16 protein-coding genes are annotated in these 15845 nt (G+C 67.2%); 11 read left to right on the plus strand and 5 right to left on the minus strand.

What is annotated here, in order from left to right; translation table 11 throughout:
• The first annotated feature begins 15 nt into the window (after window positions 1-15).
• From rpsK to KQ910_RS15045, 4 genes are all read left to right on the plus strand, one after another.
• Window positions 16-420, plus strand: a complete 405-nt coding sequence (gene rpsK, locus KQ910_RS15030) for a 30S ribosomal protein S11 (RefSeq protein ID WP_216961746.1) — start codon at window positions 16-18, stop codon at window positions 418-420.
• A gap of 97 nt (window positions 421-517) precedes the next feature.
• Entirely contained in the window at window positions 518-1534 is a 1017-nt protein-coding gene (locus KQ910_RS15035; protein ID WP_216961749.1) for a DNA-directed RNA polymerase subunit alpha, read from the plus strand.
• Between the two features lie 21 nt (window positions 1535-1555).
• On the plus strand, window positions 1556-1978 hold the full coding sequence (rplQ, locus tag KQ910_RS15040; RefSeq protein WP_216961752.1) for a 50S ribosomal protein L17: 423 nt from the start codon (window positions 1556-1558) through the stop codon (window positions 1976-1978).
• Window positions 1979-2066: 88 nt separating this feature from the next.
• Window positions 2067-2531: a GNAT family N-acetyltransferase gene (locus KQ910_RS15045; RefSeq protein WP_216961755.1), complete on the plus strand. Its 465-nt coding sequence runs from the start codon at window positions 2067-2069 to the stop codon at window positions 2529-2531.
• A gap of 15 nt (window positions 2532-2546) precedes the next feature.
• On the opposite strand, the gene KQ910_RS15050 is transcribed toward KQ910_RS15045, so the two are convergent.
• Complete coding sequence (locus KQ910_RS15050; protein WP_216961758.1) at window positions 2547-4337, minus strand: acyl-CoA dehydrogenase; 1791 nt, start codon at window positions 4335-4337, stop codon at window positions 2547-2549.
• A gap of 73 nt (window positions 4338-4410) precedes the next feature.
• Between KQ910_RS15050 and KQ910_RS15055 the strand changes: the two genes are divergently transcribed.
• The 6 genes from KQ910_RS15055 to KQ910_RS15080 all read left to right on the plus strand — a co-directional run bounded on the left by KQ910_RS15055 (window position 4411) and on the right by KQ910_RS15080 (window position 9952).
• Window positions 4411-5181 carry an enoyl-CoA hydratase/isomerase family protein gene (locus KQ910_RS15055; RefSeq protein WP_216961761.1) on the plus strand — a complete coding sequence of 257 codons (771 nt, stop codon included), beginning with the start codon at window positions 4411-4413 and terminating at the stop codon, window positions 5179-5181.
• A gap of 156 nt (window positions 5182-5337) precedes the next feature.
• Window positions 5338-6222, plus strand: coding sequence for an adenylate/guanylate cyclase domain-containing protein (locus KQ910_RS15060; RefSeq protein WP_216961764.1), 885 nt, complete (start codon window positions 5338-5340; stop codon window positions 6220-6222).
• 15 nt (window positions 6223-6237) lie between these two features.
• Window positions 6238-8124 carry a protein kinase domain-containing protein gene (locus KQ910_RS15065; protein ID WP_216961766.1) on the plus strand — a complete coding sequence of 629 codons (1887 nt, stop codon included), beginning with the start codon at window positions 6238-6240 and terminating at the stop codon, window positions 8122-8124.
• Window positions 8121-8672, plus strand: a complete 552-nt coding sequence (locus tag KQ910_RS15070; protein WP_216961769.1) for a glycine zipper domain-containing protein — start codon at window positions 8121-8123, stop codon at window positions 8670-8672. The genes KQ910_RS15065 and KQ910_RS15070 overlap by 4 nt, the downstream gene beginning before the upstream one ends.
• A 117-nt stretch (window positions 8673-8789) precedes the next feature.
• A complete protein-coding gene (locus KQ910_RS15075; RefSeq protein WP_216961772.1) occupies window positions 8790-9656 on the plus strand; it encodes an isocitrate lyase/PEP mutase family protein in 867 nt (288 codons plus the stop codon).
• Window positions 9653-9952 carry a hypothetical protein gene (locus KQ910_RS15080; protein WP_216961775.1) on the plus strand — a complete coding sequence of 100 codons (300 nt, stop codon included), beginning with the start codon at window positions 9653-9655 and terminating at the stop codon, window positions 9950-9952. Before KQ910_RS15075 ends, KQ910_RS15080 begins: the two co-directional genes overlap by 4 nt.
• Window positions 9953-9956: 4 nt before the next feature.
• Here the strand turns inward: KQ910_RS15080 and KQ910_RS15085 are convergent, their stop codons facing one another.
• The 4 genes from KQ910_RS15085 to cysQ are packed head-to-tail and all read right to left on the minus strand — an operon-like array spanning window position 9957 to window position 14650.
• A complete protein-coding gene (locus KQ910_RS15085; RefSeq protein ID WP_216961778.1) occupies window positions 9957-11393 on the minus strand; it encodes an FAD-binding oxidoreductase in 1437 nt (478 codons plus the stop codon).
• Window positions 11386-12855: an FAD-binding oxidoreductase gene (locus KQ910_RS15090; protein ID WP_216961781.1), complete on the minus strand. Its 1470-nt coding sequence runs from the start codon at window positions 12853-12855 to the stop codon at window positions 11386-11388. The genes KQ910_RS15085 and KQ910_RS15090 overlap by 8 nt, the downstream gene beginning before the upstream one ends.
• A 23-nt stretch (window positions 12856-12878) precedes the next feature.
• Window positions 12879-13856 (minus strand): L-threonylcarbamoyladenylate synthase, encoded by a 978-nt coding sequence (locus KQ910_RS15095; protein ID WP_216961784.1) that lies wholly within the window; start codon window positions 13854-13856, stop codon window positions 12879-12881.
• On the minus strand, window positions 13853-14650 hold the full coding sequence (gene cysQ, locus KQ910_RS15100; protein WP_216961787.1) for a 3'(2'),5'-bisphosphate nucleotidase CysQ: 798 nt from the start codon (window positions 14648-14650) through the stop codon (window positions 13853-13855). The genes KQ910_RS15095 and cysQ overlap by 4 nt, the downstream gene beginning before the upstream one ends.
• Before the next feature lie 102 nt (window positions 14651-14752).
• Here cysQ and KQ910_RS15105 point away from each other — a divergent pair, with 102 nt between their 5' ends.
• Window positions 14753-15829 (plus strand): LLM class flavin-dependent oxidoreductase, encoded by a 1077-nt coding sequence (locus KQ910_RS15105; RefSeq protein ID WP_216961789.1) that lies wholly within the window; start codon window positions 14753-14755, stop codon window positions 15827-15829.
• The last annotated feature ends 16 nt before the right edge of the window (window positions 15830-15845 follow it).

A 15845-nucleotide genomic window follows, 5' to 3' on the forward strand; every position in this document is an offset into this window, starting at 1 on the left:
GAGGGGATAGAGGTCATGGCCAAAGCTGCAGCCGCCACCGGCGCCGCGCGTCCCCGTCGCAAGGAACGCAAGAACATCATCGCGGGCGTCGCTCACGTGAATGCTTCGTTCAACAATACGATCGTCACGATCACCGACGCCCAGGGCAATGCGATCGCCTGGTCGTCATCTGGCCAGCAGGGCTTCAAGGGCTCGCGCAAGTCGACCCCGTTTGCCGCGCAGATGGCCGCCGAAGGCGCCGGTCGCAAGGCGATGGAGCACGGCATGCGCACCATCGAGATCCTCGTGCGCGGTCCCGGGTCGGGTCGCGAGTCGGCGCTGCGCGCGCTGCAGGCCGTCGGCCTCGCCGTGACGTCGATCCGCGACGTGACGCCGATCCCGCACAACGGCTGCCGCCCGCCGAAGCGTCGTCGCGTCTGATTTCGAGTGGAGGCGGCGCTCAGGCGCCGCCCGCTCTTTGAGAATGTATGGCGAGTCCTGAGGGGCTCGCTCGAACCGGTCTAGAGGGGTAGCCCACGTGCTTCAGAAGAACTGGCAGGACCTGATCAAGCCGGAGAAGCTTGTCACCGAAGCCGGCGTCGATCCCGGTCGCGTCGCGACCATCGTCGCCGAGCCGCTCGAGCGCGGTTTCGGTCTCACTCTCGGCAATGCTCTGCGTCGCGTACTCTTGTCGTCGCTCCAGGGTGCGGCCGTCACGTCGATCAAGATCGACAACGTGCTGCATGAATTCTCGTCGATTCCCGGCGTCCGCGAGGACGTGGTCGACATCGTGCTGAACATCAAGGCGATGGCCGTGAAGATGCAGGGCGACCGCCCGCAGCGTCTGTACCTGCGCGCCGTCGGCCCCGGCGAAGTCACCGCCGGGATGATCGAACTGCCGGGCGACGTCCAGATCATGGACCCGAAGCACCTGATCTGCACGCTCGACGACGGCGCGTCGATCTCGATGGAATTGATGGTCGCCACGGGCAAGGGCTACGTCCCGGCGTCGGCGAACCGTCCCGAAGATGCCCCGATCGGCCTGATCCCCGTCGATTCGGTGTTCAGCCCGGTCAAGCGTGTCTCCTACAAGATCGAGAACAGCCGCGTTGGCCAGGTCACCGATTACGACCGCCTGTCGATGACGGTCGAGACCAACGGCACGACGATGCCGGCCGATGCCGTGGCGCTCGCCGCCCGCATCCTGCAGGACCAGCTGCAGCTCTTCATCAACTTCGAAGAGCCGCGCGAAGTCCGGAAGGAAGAGCAGCAGGACGACTTCCCGTTCAACCGCAATCTTCTGCGCAAGGTCGACGAGCTCGAACTGTCGGTTCGCTCGGCCAACTGCCTGAAGAACGACAACATCATCTACATCGGCGATCTGGTTCAGAAGACCGAGGCGGAGATGCTGCGCACGCCGAACTTCGGCCGCAAGTCGCTGAACGAGATCAAGGAAGTGCTGGCTGGCATGGGCCTCCACCTGGGTATGGAAATCCCGGGCTGGCCGCCGGACAACATTGAGGAAATGGCCAAGCGGCTGGAAGAGCCGTACTAGGCCGGTAGAAGGAAATAAGTCATGCGTCACAATAATCGCGGCCGGAAGTTCCACCGCACGGCTGAGCATCGCAAGGCGATGTTCATGAATCTCGCCGGTGCCCTCATCAAGCACGAGCAGATCACGACTACGCTGCACAAGGCGAAGGACCTGCGTCCGATCGTCGAGAAGCTGGTCACGCTCGGCAAGCGCGGCGGTCTGCATGCGCGTCGTCAGGCGATCGGCTTCCTGCGCGATCCCTACATCGCCGACAAGCTGTTCACCACGCTGGGCCCGCGCTACTCCAAGCGCAATGGCGGCTACCTGCGCGTTCTAAAGGCCGGCTACCGCTTCGGCGACGCCGCCGAGATGGCGGTGATCGAGTTCGTCGAGCGCGACACCACGGCCAAGGGCCAGGACAGCGGTCCGTCGGCGGACCAGGCCGAGCAGCAGGAAGCGGCGTAAGCCACTTCCTCTCGCATCGAGATCGAAAACGCCCGGTCGAAAGACCGGGCGTTTTTCTTTGTGCCCGGTAGAGGGTTAGTCTCGCGGCATGACCTTTACCTTCAGACTAGCCCTCCCGTCCGAGCGCGCCGACGCCGACCGCATCCTGCGCGCGGCCTTCACGCCCTATCTCCGGAGGCTCGGCCGCGAGATCCCGCCCGACTATTACGGCTGGCTGCCGGCCTCGATCGAGCGCGGCGACCTGTTCGTGGCGGAGGAAGGCGGCGTGGTAGTGGGCGTCGCGGCGACCGAGCGGCGCGAGAAGGAACTCTTCCTCGACCGGCTCGCCGTCGATCCGGCGAAGCAGGGCGCGGGGCTCGGCCGGTGGTTGCTCGAGCGGCTTGACGAGGTGGCCCACGCGCGTGGCGACCTCACCCTTTCGCTCGTTACCGCCGAGATGATGGATCATCTCATCAAGCTCTACGGCAGCCACGGCTTCGAGATCGTCCACCGTGGCCCACCGGACCACGGCAAGGACGTGCATACACGCGTCCGCATGGTGAAGAAGCTGTAGAGGGATGAAGCAGCTTCAGAACTGCTCCTCGGAGAGCACGAACACCGTCCGCCCCGCCGCCTTGAGCGGGCCTAGTTCGGCCAGAGCCGGCGGCAGGATCACCTCGGCATAGAAGCGCGCCGTCACCAGCTTGGCTTCCAGGAAGGCGGGATCGCCGTCGCGCTGACCCAGCCTCGTCTGGGCGACCAGGGCGCCGCGGGCGAGCAGCCAGCCGCCCAGCGCCGTGCCGGCCAGGCGCAGGAAGGGTACCGAGCCCGCCAGGGCGTTCACCAGCTCGGCCTTGACCGACTGGGCGACCCATTTGGTCGCGTCTTCCAGCGCGTCGGCCGCGGCCTCGAGGCCCGTGCGGATGGCTTCGAGGTCGTCGCCGGGCGCGGCCTTCATATCCTCGGCCGTGGTGCGCATCTCGGCGACCAGCGCCAGCATGGTCTCGCCGCCGTCCTTGGCGACCTTGCGGCCGACCAGGTCGCGCGCCTGGATGCCGTTAGTGCCCTCGTAGATCGGCAGGATGCGGGCGTCGCGGAGATGCTGGGCGGCGCCGGTCTCCTCGACGAAGCCCATGCCGCCGTGGATCTGCACGCCCGTCGAGGCGATCTCGTTGCCGAGATCGGTGAACCAGGCCTTCACGATCGGGATCAGGAGATCGACCCTGTCCTGGATCCTGCGGGCCGCCGCCTTGTCGGGCTGCTTGAGGGCGCCGTCGATGCCGGCGGCGGTATAGTAGCCCAGCGCCCGCATCGCCTCGATCTGGGCTCGCATGCTCATCAGCATGCGGCGCACGTCGGCATGATGGACGATCGAGACCGAGGCCGGCGCCGCACTGCCATCGTCCTTCGACTGGACGCGGCTGCGCGCGAAGGCGGCGGCCTGCTGATAGGCGCGCTCGGCGATCGCCAGGCCCTGGATGCCGACCGACAGGCGGGCGTTGTTCATCATGGTGAACATGTAGGACAGGCCCCGGCCTTCCTCGCCGACGAGATAGCCGACGGCGCCACCATCGTCGCCGAACGACATCACGCAGGTCGGGCTGGCATGGATGCCGAGCTTGTGCTCGAGCGACACGCAGCGCAGGTCGTTGCGCTTGCCGGGCGTGCCGTCTTCGTTGGCCAGATATTTCGGAACGATGAACAGCGAGATGCCGCGCACACCGGCCGGCGCATCGGGCGTCCGCGCCAGCACCAGGTGCACGATGTTCTCGGCCATGTCGTGCTCGCCGTAGGTGATGAAGATCTTCTGGCCGGTGACGAGATAATGGTCGCCGCTCTTCACCGCGCGGCTCTTGAGCTGGCCAAGGTCGGAGCCGGCCTGCGGCTCCGTCAGGTTCATCGTCCCCGTCCATTCGCCAGAGATCATCTTGGGCAGGTAGGTGGCCTTCTGCGCGTCCGAGCCGTGATGGTGGATGGCGTCGATTGCGCCCTGGTTCAGCAGCAGCACCAGGCCGAAGCCCATGTTGGCGGCCTGCCACATCTCCTGGACCGTGGTCGCGAGCAGCCACGGCATGCCCTGGCCGCCGAATTCGGGGTCGAAGGGCAGGGAATTCCAGCCGCCTTCGACAAATTCCTTGTAGATGGCGGCGAAGCCCGGCGCGGTGCGGACCACGCCGTTCTCCAGCTTGGCGCCGACCTTGTCGCCCTCGCGGTTGAGCGGGGCGAGGCCGTTGCCAGCCAGCTTGGCGGCCTCCTCGAGCACGGCGTCGATCGTGTCGTCCGTGGCATGCTCGTAACCTGGCAGGGCGGCGACGCCGGAAAGGCCGGCCACTTCGCGCAGGGCGAAACGCATGTCGGCCAGCGGGGCAGTGTAAGTCATGTAAAATCCTCCGTTCCGCAATATGCCGCGCTCGGTCGCTTTTGGCGACCGGCTCGGCTATTTTGGAGGTCACATGACAAACTCAGTCCTCTTCGCCATCGACGGCCCCACGGCCACCATCACGCTGAACGATCCGGCCAAGCACAACCGCCTTGATCCCGCGGGGCTGAAGCTGCTGCGCGAGGCGGTGGAGAAAGCCGACGCCGACCCCAACGTGCGCGTGACGGTGATAACCGGCGCCGGCGAGAAGACCTTCTGCTCCGGTTATGATCTGGGCTCGATCCCGGCCGGCGAGCGCAAGGACGAGGGCGGCGACAATACCTTCGAGGTCGTCATGGATCGCATCGAGGCGATGCGCATGCCGACGCTGTGCGCGCTGAACGGCGGCGTCTATGGCGGCGCCACCGACCTCGCGCTGGCCTGCGACTTCCGGCTGGGCGTGAAGGGCATGCGCTTCTTCATGCCGGCGGCGCGCTTCGGCCTGCACTACTATCCGAGCGGCCTGCGCCGCTATACGCAGAAGGTGAGCCCGAGCTTCGCCAAGCGCGCCTTCCTGCTGTCGGAGGATTTCCACGACACCGAGCTGCTGGCCGTCGGCTATCTCGACTGGCTGGTCGACCGTGCCGAGTTCAAGGACAAGGTGGCCGAGAAGGCCGCGCGCCTCGCGGGCCTCGCGCCGCTGTCGATGTCGGGCATGAAGCGCGCCATCGAGCAGTTCGCCCAGGCGGCTCCCGACATGTCCTCGATCCGCCAGACCCAGCGCGCCTGCGCGACGTCCGACGATCTCAAGGAGGGGCTGGCGGCGCTCGGCGAGCGGCGCACCCCGGCCTTCAAAGGCCGGTAAATGACGCGTGCCGGCATCCGCGGGTGCCGGATTGTCGCAAGATTGCCGCGATTCAATGCAGGATGCCGGCAACATCTCAGGCCGTGCCGCCACCCGGCGGCCGGTGTATCTTGCAGACGGGCGGCAATCCGACAGGGCCGCTGAACCGAAGACAAAATGCAACGCCGCCTAGCCGCCATCGTCCACGCCGACCTCGCCGGGTTCACCCGGATGATGGAAGGCGCGGAGACACGCACCTTCCGTCATCTCAAGTCGGCCCAGACCGAGGTCTGGCGCCCGGCCATCGACTCTGGCCGTGGCCGCCTGGTCGGCACGGCGGGCGACGCCATGCTGGCCGAGTTCGGCTCGGCCGTGTCGGCGGTCGCCGCCGCAATCGACATCCAGGAGCGGATGGCCCGCTTCAACGACGCGTTGAGCGAGGAGCAGCGCATGCTGTTCCGCATCGGCGTGCATCTGGGCGAAGTCATCATCGACGACGAGGACCAGAACATCTTCGGCGACGGCGTGAACCTGGCCGCGCGCATCCAGACCCTGGCCGAGCCGGGCGGCATCGCCGTGTCGCGCGCGGTGCGTGACCTCGTCGAGCTGCGTGTGGAGTACGTGTTCCACGACGGCGGCGAGCACCAGCTGAAGAATGTCAGCCGCGCGGTACAGGTGTTCCACGTGCGTCAGGCCAGGCTCGTGTCGCCCGGCACGACGACGCGCATGGTGCCGCAGATCACTCTGCGCTTCGAGGGGCCCGATTCGGCGGGCCGCAAGCACACGTTCGAAGTGTCGATGGAGAAGCTCGTCGGCCAGTCCCAGGGCATGTGCATCGGCCGCGCCGCCGACCAGTGCCAACTGGTCGTGCCGCACCCGACGGTGTCGCGGCGCCACGCCAAGCTCAGCCTCGCGGGTGAAGCGCTTCAGGTCGAGGATCTCGGCTCCACCAACGGCACGGCGGTCAACGGCGCTGTCCTCAAGGCCGGTGCTCCCGTGGCGCTGCAGGCAGGATCGAAGCTGCGGCTCGGCGATGTCGAGCTGGTCGTTCATCACACCTAGCGGCGTGCAACGCCCATGAACGAACCCACTACGATCGCCGGCGCCACGCCGCCCGAGCCCGAAGTCGACTACGTTTCGCTGAAGGCGGGCCAGACGATCGGCCGCTACGAGATCGTGTCGGTGCTGGGCCAGGGCGGCTTCGGCATCACCTATCGCGCCCGCGACGTGCAGCTCGGTCGCGAAGTTGCGATCAAGGAGTATCTGCCCTCGGCGCTGGCGGTGCGTCAGGACGGCTCGACCGTTCTGCCGCGCACAACCAAGATGGCCGACGATTTCGGCTGGGGCCGCGACCGCTTCGTCACCGAAGGCCGCACGCTGGCGAGCCTGCATCGCGTGCCGGCGATCGTGCAGGTCTTCGATTTCCTCGAAGCCAACGGCACGGCCTATATCGTCATGGAGCTGCTGAGCGGCGCCACGCTCGAGGACCGCATCAATAACGGCGGCAGGCTCAAGCCCGAGGAAGTCGATCGCATCCTGTGGCCGCTGCTCGACGGACTGGAGCAGGTTCATGCCGCGGGGTTCCTGCATCGCGACATCAAGCCGGCCAATATCCTGCTCGACGCCGCCGGCAATCCGACGCTGATCGACTTCGGCGCTTCGCGCGCCGCGATGGTCGGCCGCACGGCGGCGATGACGGCGATCTTCACGCCGGGTTACGCGGCGGCCGAGCAGATGACGTCCGCGAAGCAGGGGCCGTGGACCGACATCTACGGTCTCTCCGCCACGATCTATCACGCCATCGCCGGCAAGGCGCCGCCCAACGCCTTCGATCGCATGCTCGACGACTGCTACGAGCCGCTCGCCAGGATCGCATCGCCGGGTTTCTCGCCGGGCCTGCTCGCCGGCATCGACGCGGGTTTGACCGTCGCGGCGCGCGACCGGCCGCAGTCGATCGCGGGCTGGCGGCCGATCCTCGGCATGACGTCGGCGCCCGAGCCCGGCGCCACGATGGTGATGGGCAAGGCAGACGATCCGCCGGCCGGGCGCGTTTCGGTGCTCGGCCCTGCGACGCCCCCCGTTGCAGCCGACGCCCCGCTGCCGCCGCCAACCAAAAGCAAGGCGGGGCTGTGGGCCGGCATTGCCGTGGTTCTGCTGCTGGCGCTCGGCGGCGGCGGCTACTACGCCATGGCAACGCGCGGACCGGATCCGGAGATGGTGAAGGCGCGCGCGGCGGCCGAGTCGGCCGAGGAAGCGCGACGCCAGGCAGCCGAAGAGGCCGACAAGCTGCGTGCAGAGAAGGCCGAGCAGGATGCCAAGGCGAAAGCCGAGCAGGAAGCCCGGGCAAAGGCCAATCTCGAGGCGAAGCAGAAGGCCGACGCCGAGGCGGCGCGGCGCCAGTTCGAAGAAGACACGCGTCGCAAGGTCGAGAACGAGATCGCCGAGAAGAAGCGCGCCGACGAGGAAGCGCAGCGCCAGGCCGCCGAGGAAGCCGCCGCTCGCCAGAAGGCGATCGAGGACGCGCGCAAGGCCACCGAGTTCGTCGCCGGCAACTTCGACCATTTCGGCAAGACGCTGATGCTGATCGGCCTCAAGGATCGCAGTGGCGAGATCAGGCTGCAGGGCGTCGACAGCGTCGACGATCCGGCCCTGCACAAGCTCGCGGCCGACGCGCTGGCCACGCAGCCGCGAAACCTGCGCTGCCGCCAGACCGATCGACTGACCGACGGCACGCCGCTCTACCGTTGCCTGATCACCAGGCGCACCGCAAAGGACGGATTGGCGGACATCCCGGACTCCGACAGAGACGACCTCGCCCTGGTCCTCGTGCGGACCGGACTGCTACTCGCCTCGTGCGATGCGCCGCGCTCCTATGCGGATGCGGAGGACGAAGCCCGTGGCAGCAAGCAGTACCTTTGGAGTAGAGTGACCGTCCCAGATTACAAACGGAGATGCACGAGATGACTGCATTGACTGCTGCCACGGCCTTTCCCTCCGCAAGGAAGGTTGCGCTGAGGGTCGTGGGTGTGATCGCGGCCCTCGGACTTGCAGCCGCCTGTACGAACGATCGCGGCCAGCCGACCAACCAGACGACCGGTACCGTCATGGGCGCCGCGCTCGGCGGTGTCGTGGGTGGCCTGGCCTTCGGGTCCGTCGGCGGTGCCGTCGGTGGCGCTCTGGTCGGTGGCCTGGCGGGTAATCTCGTCGGTCGTGCGCTCGACGATCAGGAACGCCGTCGCCTGGCCGAGGCCACGCAGTATGCGTTCGTCGCCGACAACAACGTGCCGACGACCTATACGGTCGAGCCGACCAAGACTTCCTCGTCGTCCTCGACGCAGGCGCCGCCGACCGTGGTGAGCGCCAAGCCGGTCGCGCCGGCCAGCAGCCGTGCCGACGGCAGCACCTGCCGCCCGATCGAACTGACCGCCACCAAGAACGGCCAGACGACGACCGAGACCACGACCTTCTGCAAGTCGGCGGGCTCCCAGGAGCTGAAGCCCGTCTCAGTCTGATCGGCTGACATCCCACCAAAGAAGCGGCCGGCGGTCCCTGATCGCCGGCCGTTTTCGTTGTCGCAGGACTGGTCCCGTCGACACAACTCCGTCATTTTCCTGGGCGAGGAGAGAGACATGGCAGGCAATCGACAGGCAGCGAAGCTGCGCGACTTCCTGGCGCGGGGCGAGTTTATCCTGGCGCCGGGCATCTACGACGGCATTTCCGCGCGCGTCGCGGACCGCATGGGGTTTCCGGCGCTCTACATGACGGGCTATGGCGCGACCGCATCGATGCTCGGCCTGCCGGATGCGGGGCTCGCGACCTATTCCGACATGCTGGGCCGTGCCGAGATGATCTGCTCGGTGGTCGAGACCCCACTGATCGCCGACGCCGATACCGGTTACGGCGGACTGCTGAACGTGCAGCGCACGATCCGCGGTTACGAGGCGGCGGGCGTTGCGGCGATCCAGATCGAGGATCAGGAGATGCCGAAGAAGTGCGGCCACACGCCGGGCCGGCGCGTCGTGCCGGCCGAGGAGATGGCGGTGAAACTCCGCGTCGCCTCGGATGCGCGCCGGCACGAAGAGACCCTGATCGTGGCGCGCACGGACGCGCGCACCGCGCTGGGGCTCGACGAGGCGCTGCGCCGGGCGAAGCTCTACGAGGAATCCGGTGCCGACATCATTTTCGTCGAATCGCCCGAGAGCGAGGCGGAACTCGAGCGCATTGGCCGGGAAGTGAGCAAGCCGCTGCTGGCCAACATGGTCGAGTTCGGCAAGACGCCGCGCGCCGAGGTCGATCGGCTGAAGAAGTGGGGCTTCGATCTCGCGATCTACCCGGTTCTCGGTCTCACAGTGGCGGCGGAAGCGATGCGCCGTTCGTTTGCCCACCTCAAGGCGGCGGGCACCAGCGTCGGCGACACGGCGCCGCAGTACGACGACATCCACGGGCTGATGGGATTCGGCGAGGTCTGGGAATTCGAGAAGCGCTGGGCACCATGAACGGCAAGCAATTCCTCGAAATGCTGTCGCGCTTGCCGCCACGCGTCTGGATCCAGGCGATCCTCGGGCTGATCGGCTTCGTCGTGCTGGCGGTGCTGGGCTTTGCCGTGATCGCGGGCGTAGCCGCCGTCCTGCTCGTGCTGTTGCTGGCCTTCCGGGCCAAACGCTGGATCCTGAGTTTCTTCCGCCGCGACGTGGAGCCCACGCCGCCGGCGCGTCCGCATCACGACGGCAAGATCACCGACGTCCAGTTCGAGATCGTCGACCGCACCAACGACCGCACGCCGCGGCCGTAACAGATCAAACCCGGACGATCTTGCCCGGGTTCATCAGGTTCTGCGGATCCAGCGCGCGCTTGATGGTGCGCATCGTGTCGATCTCGACCTTGCTGCGGTAGTGGGCGAGTTCGTCGACCTTTAGCAGGCCGATCCCGTGCTCGGCCGAGATCGAACCGCCGTAGCCCACGACGATATCGTAGATCGCGGCGTTCACGGCATGGGTGTGCGGCATGAAGCGCGCCTTGTCCCAGCCGGCCGGCGCCTGGCAGTTGAAGTGGAGGTTGCCGTCGCCGACATGACCGAAGGCGACCGGGCGACACTCGGGGAGAACCTTCCTCATCGCCGCAAGACCCTCGGTGACGAAGGAGGGGATCCTGCTCACGGCAACGGAGATGTCGTGCTTCACGGAAGGGCCTTCCTTCTTGGAGGCTTCCGAGTGGTTCTCGCGAAGCGCCCACAGAGCGCGCGCCTGCGCCTCATTCTGGGCGATGGTGGCGTCGAGCACGAGGCCTTGTTCCATCGCCTCGCCGAGATAGGTCTCCATCTTCTCGCGCAGGCCGCCCGCGTTTTCACCCTCGCGCCGGGCGCGCGTCGATGACCATTCGAGCAGGACGTACCAGTCGTGCTTCTCAGACAGGGGGTCGGTGGCGCCGGGGATGTGCTGCAGCACGAGGTCGATGCCCTGGCGGCCCATCAGCTCGCAGGAGGTGACGTTGTCCTCGGACGCGGCATGCGCGCCACTCAACAGCGCGACGGCGGCCTCGGGCGAGGGGATTGCTACCCAGGCGGTCGCCACGTCCTTGGGCTTGGGCCAGAGCTTCAGCACCGCGCGGGTGATGATGCCCAGTGTGCCCTCCGCGCCGAGATAGAGGTCGCGCAAATCGTAGCCGGTATTGTCCTTCTTGAGCGCGCGCAGCCCGTTCCAGATCTCGCCCTGCGGCGTCACGACTTCGAGGCCGAGCACGAGCTGGCGGGCATTGCCGTAGTGCAGGACCTGCACGCCGCCGGCATTGGTCGAGAGATTGCCGCCGATCGTGCAGCTTCCCTCGGCCGCCAGAGACAAGGGGAACAGGCGATCGTTCGCCGCCGCCGTCTCCTGGATGGTCTTCAGGATGACGCCGGCCTCGACGGTCATCGAATATCCGATGAGATCGATGTCGAGGATGCGTGTCATGCGGTTGAGCGACAGCACGATCTCGCGGCCCTTCTCATCGGGCGTGCCGCCGCCCACCAGGCCGGTGTTGCCGCCCTGCGGCACCACGGCGACCTTCTCGGCCGCGCACAGCCCCACGACGGCGGCGACCTCCTCGGTGTTGGCTGGCCGTACCACGGCGAGCGCATTGCCCGCGAAGTTCTCGCGCCAATCCGTAACGTAAGGGTGCTTGCCCTGTTCGTCGGTGATCAGGCCCTTGTCGCCGACGATGGCGCGCAGCTTTTCGACGAATTCGGTCTCAGACACGCAGCACCTTGCCGGGGTTCATGATGTTCTTCGGATCGAGCGCGCGTTTGATGGTGCGCATCGTGTCGAGCTCGATGCGGCTGCGGTAATGGGCCAACTCGTCGAGCTTGTCGATGCCGATGCCGTGCTCGGCCGAGATCGATCCGTCGAGGCTCGTCACCAGATCGTTCACCGCGCGGGTGATGGCGGGTGAGTATTGCTTGAGCGTCTCGCGATCCATCCCCTTCGGTCCCATGAAGGAGAAATGGATGTTGCCGTCGCCGATATGGCCGAGCGGATAGGGGCGGATGCTGGGCAGGATGTCGAGCGCGGCCTTGAGCCCGCGTTCGATGAACTCCGGCACCTTCGAGATCGAGACCGAGATGTCGTAGCTGAGGCCCGGCCCTTCGGCGCGCGACGCGGGCGCGACCGATTCGCGGATCACCCACATGTTGCGCGCCTGCGCCTCGCTCTGGGCGATGACGGCATCGATCACGCGGCCGGCTTCCATCTGGTCGGCGAGGAACTGCTCCATCTTTTCCGACATGCCCTCGGACCCCTCGGTCTTGGGACGCGCCGACGTCCATTCGAGGAGCAGGAACCATTCCGTGTCGGCTTTCAGAGGATCCTGCGTGCCGGGGATGTTGCGGAGCACCATGTCGGTACAGGTCCGGCTCATCAGTTCGCACGAGCCGACATTGTCTTCCGACGCGCCGTGCGCCTCGGACAGGATCTCGATGGCTGCCTGCGGATCGCGGATCGCGAGCCAGGCGGTCGCCACGTCCTTGGCGGCGGGCCACAGCTTCAGCACCGCCTTGGTGATGATGCCCAGCGTGCCCTCGGCGCCCATGAACAGGTGCTTCAGGTCGTAGCCGGTATTGTCCTTCTTCAGCGCGCGCAGCCCGTTCCAGATGTCGCCGTTGGGCAGCACCACTTCGAGGCCCATGACGAGGTTGCGCGCGTTGCCGTAGCGCAGCACCTGCACGCCGCCGGCGTTGGTCGAGAGATTGCCGCCGATCATGCACGAGCCCTGGGCGCCCAGGAACAGCGGGAAGAAGCGGTCGTGGCTGGCCGCAGTCTCCTGCAGCGTCTGCAGCACGCAGCCCGACTCGACGGTCATCGAGTAACCGACCGGATCGACGTTCAGCACCTTGTTCATGCGGCCGACCGACAGGACGATGCCGGTATGCGAGGGCCAGGGCGTCGCGCCGCCCATCAGGCCGGTGTTGCCGGCCTGCGGGACGATGGCGATCCCGTTGTCGTGGCAGAGCTTCACGACCTTGGAGACTTCCTCGACGTTCGCCGGGCGCACGACCACGGCGGCGTTGCCCACGATCGAGCCGCGCCAGTCGGTGACGAAGGGCTGCTTGCCCTGGTCGTCGGAGATCAGGCCCTTGTCACCCACGATGGCACGTAGGCTCTCGAGGATCGCGGGTGTGACGGGGGCCGTCGGAATCGTCGGGATGATGGCGGTATCGGGCATTGTTTCCTCGCTTTGGCGGCAGACTAGCGCTGCCTGTTGGAGCCGTCATCCGCTGCGGCCCGCCTCAGCCTGTCGTTGATCGCAAGGCCGAGGCCGGTGTGCGGAATGGGTGCGACGGCGATGCGGCCGATGCCGGGCCGGTCGAGCGACCGCATCATGGCGAACAGGTTGGCGGCGGCCTCGCCCAGATTGCCGGTGGGGCTCAGGTTCATCGTCAGCATGGCGCCCGCGGGCACGCTTTCGCCAAAGGCCAGCAGGCCTTCGTCGGGCGTGACGGACGTCGCCTCAAGCCGGACGGGCCGCGACGGTGCATAGTGGCTTTGGAGTTGGCCCGGCGACTTGCGCGCTGCATCGCCGCTCGGAATGGCGTCGCTGAGGGCGATCTGTCCGATCACCGCTTCGATCGCCTCGCGTGTCGCGCCGCCAGGACGCAGCAGGATGGGCGTTGCGGCCGTGAGATCGAGCACGGTGGATTCCACGCCGACGAGACAGGGGCCGCCATCGAGGATCATCGGCGCGCGCGCACCCAGAGACTGCGCGACATGCTCCGGGCGTGTCGGGCTGACCTCGCCGCTGCGGTTGGCGGAGGGCGCGGCGATCGGCCGGCCGGTCGCGCGCATCAGCGCCTGCGCCACTGGATGAGAGGGCGCCCGGATCGCAACCGTGTCGAGGCCGGCGGTCGCGAGCAGGGCGATGGTCGAGCCTTCGGCCCGCGGCAGCACCAGGGTCAGGGGACCGGGCCAGAAGCGGGCCGCGAGCTTCTCCGCCGTGTCGTTCCAGCGCACGAAGGCGCGGGCGGACGCGGCATCGAGGACATGGCTGATCAGGGGATTGAATTGCGGCCGGCCCTTGGCCTCGAAGATGGCCGCGACGGCACGCTCGTTGGTCGCGTCGCCGCCCAGGCCGTAGACGGTCTCGGTCGGGAAGGCGACGAGGCCGCCGTCGCGCAGCGTTGACGCGGCCTCGGCAATGGATTGCGCCGTCGCCTCGATCACGCTCATCGCGCCGCCAGGCTGCGGGCGATGAAATGCGGATTGGAGAAGCGCGGCTTGCCGTAGAGCAGGGGACGGTCGTCGGTGGTGACGACTTCTCCGCCAGCGGCCTCAAGCACGCCCTGCGCCGCGGCCGTGTCCCACTCGTTGGTCGGCCCAAAGCGCGGATAGATGTCGGCCTTGCCCTCGGCGATCAGGCAGAACTTCAGCGATGACCCCGCCTGCACGCGGTCGGCCACGGTGAGGTTGTTGTTGCGGAACCAGATGTCGAGGTCGCTGTAGATCGCGTGGCTGCGGCTGGCGCAGGCGGTCAGCCCGTGGCTCGGCGGCGTGCGTGTGCGGATGGTCTCGAAGGCGCCGTTGCCCTCGCGCTTGTCGGCGCCCAGCCCCCTGGCACCGCGCCACAGGGTTTCGGTGGCCGGTGCCAGCACGATGCCGAGGGTCGGGCGGCCGCCTTCGATCAGCGCAATGTTCACCGTGAACTCGCCGTTCCTCTTGATGAACTCCTTGGTGCCGTCGAGCGGGTCGACGAGCCAGAAGGGCCGTCCGTCCTGAAGTGTGGGGACGCGACCGGCGGCCATCTCCTCCTCGGCGATTATCACGGTGTCGGGCGTGAGTTTGCGCAGGCCGGCCAGGATGACCGCCTCCGCCGCGTGATCCGCGTCGGTGACAGGGCTCTTGTCGGCCTTGTCGCGGGCGCCGAGGTCGCCGGCATAGATGCGCATGATCTCGCGCGCGGCCTCTTCGGCGATGGCGGAGCAGGCGTCGCGAAGCGTCTCGATCGGGGGAAGGGCATTGGTCATGGGCGGTTCTTATAGACGTTGCGGCCTTCACCTTGACACCAAACTTCGGCGACGCGAGTATTATGGAACAGTGTTCCAATATATAGCACTCCTGGAGGAAGCATGCCCGTCAAAGTGATCGGAATGATCGGGGTGGCCCCGCCACAGGGGACCGCGCTGCATGTGATCGCCGGGGGCATCTCGCCGACCTTCCTCCGCGAATTCTCGCAGGCCCACGAAGCCGCGGGCTTCGACTACGCGCTCGTCGGCTACTACGCGTCGTCGGCCGAGGGCTTCAACGTCGCGAGCTACGCGGCCTGCCAGACAAGGACGCTGTCCTTCCTGATCGCCCATCGCCCGGGCGTCGTGGCGCCGACCATCGCGGCGCGCGCCGCGGCGACGCTCGACCAGCTCTCCGGCGGCCGTCTGGCGCTGCACATCATCGTGGGCAACAGCGATGCCGACCAGCAGCGCGAGGGCGACTTCTCGCCCAAGGAAGAGCGCTACGTGCGCGCCGCCGAGTATCTCGACGTGATGCGCAAGGTCTGGACCTCGACCAAGCCTTTCGACTTCGAGGGCAAGTTCTACCGCTTCAAGGACGTGTTCTCCGAGGCTAGGCCCTTCCAGCAGCCCTATCCGCCGCTGTTCTTCGGCGGCTCCTCGCCGGGTGCGATGGAGATGGGCGCGCAGCATTGCGATGCCTTCGCGATGTTCGGTGAGCCGCTCGCCGAGACGGCCGAACGCATCGCCCAGTTCCGCCGGATGACCCAACCGTTCGGTCGCACGCCGCGCTTCAACGTCTCGTTCCGCCCGATCATCGCGGAGACCGAAGGCAAGGCCTGGGACAAGGCGAAGAAGATCCTCGACGACCTGAAGTCGAGCGGCACCATGCCGACCAAGGCGCAGGACAAGTCGGCCGAGCGCCTGGTCGAACTGGCCAAGCGCGGCGACGTGCACGACGAGCGTCTGTGGATGCCGGTCGCCGGCGCTGCTGCCGGCAAGGGCAACACCTCGTGCCTGGTGGGAACGCCGGAGCAGGTCGCCGAGGCGATGCTGAAATACTACCGGCTGGGCGTGGCCTCGTTCCTGATCCGCGGCTTCGACCCGTTGGGTGACGTCACCGATTTCGGCCGCGAATTGATCCCGCGCCTGAAGGCGGGCGCTCTCGAGATCGATCGCGAACTCGCGGCAGCGGCCTAGGTCCGTTCGTCGCGCA

The organism is Reyranella humidisoli (genome assembly GCF_019039055.1).
Lineage (GTDB): Bacteria > Pseudomonadota > Alphaproteobacteria > Reyranellales > Reyranellaceae > Reyranella > Reyranella humidisoli.

Bases quoted from the DNA above. Each gene is read 5' to 3' on its own strand.
- rpsK (WP_216961746.1), top strand. From the start codon at position 16: ATGGCCAAAGCTGCAGCCGCCACCGGCGCCGCGCGTCCCCGTCGCAAG.
- KQ910_RS15055 (WP_216961761.1), top strand. From the start codon at position 4,411: ATGACAAACTCAGTCCTCTTCGCCATCGACGGCCCCACGGCCACCATC.
- KQ910_RS15065 (WP_216961766.1), top strand. From the start codon at position 6,238: ATGAACGAACCCACTACGATCGCCGGCGCCACGCCGCCCGAGCCCGAA.
- KQ910_RS15050 (WP_216961758.1), bottom strand. From the start codon at position 4,337: ATGACTTACACTGCCCCGCTGGCCGACATGCGTTTCGCCCTGCGCGAA.
- KQ910_RS15090 (WP_216961781.1), bottom strand. From the start codon at position 12,855: ATGCCCGATACCGCCATCATCCCGACGATTCCGACGGCCCCCGTCACA.
- KQ910_RS15045 (WP_216961755.1), top strand. From the start codon at position 2,067: ATGACCTTTACCTTCAGACTAGCCCTCCCGTCCGAGCGCGCCGACGCC.
- rplQ (WP_216961752.1), top strand. From the start codon at position 1,556: ATGCGTCACAATAATCGCGGCCGGAAGTTCCACCGCACGGCTGAGCAT.
- KQ910_RS15070 (WP_216961769.1), top strand. From the start codon at position 8,121: ATGACTGCATTGACTGCTGCCACGGCCTTTCCCTCCGCAAGGAAGGTT.
- KQ910_RS15095 (WP_216961784.1), bottom strand. From the start codon at position 13,856: ATGAGCGTGATCGAGGCGACGGCGCAATCCATTGCCGAGGCCGCGTCA.
- KQ910_RS15060 (WP_216961764.1), top strand. From the start codon at position 5,338: ATGCAACGCCGCCTAGCCGCCATCGTCCACGCCGACCTCGCCGGGTTC.
- cysQ (WP_216961787.1), bottom strand. From the start codon at position 14,650: ATGACCAATGCCCTTCCCCCGATCGAGACGCTTCGCGACGCCTGCTCC.
- KQ910_RS15105 (WP_216961789.1), top strand. From the start codon at position 14,753: ATGCCCGTCAAAGTGATCGGAATGATCGGGGTGGCCCCGCCACAGGGG.
- KQ910_RS15075 (WP_216961772.1), top strand. From the start codon at position 8,790: ATGGCAGGCAATCGACAGGCAGCGAAGCTGCGCGACTTCCTGGCGCGG.
- KQ910_RS15080 (WP_216961775.1), top strand. From the start codon at position 9,653: ATGAACGGCAAGCAATTCCTCGAAATGCTGTCGCGCTTGCCGCCACGC.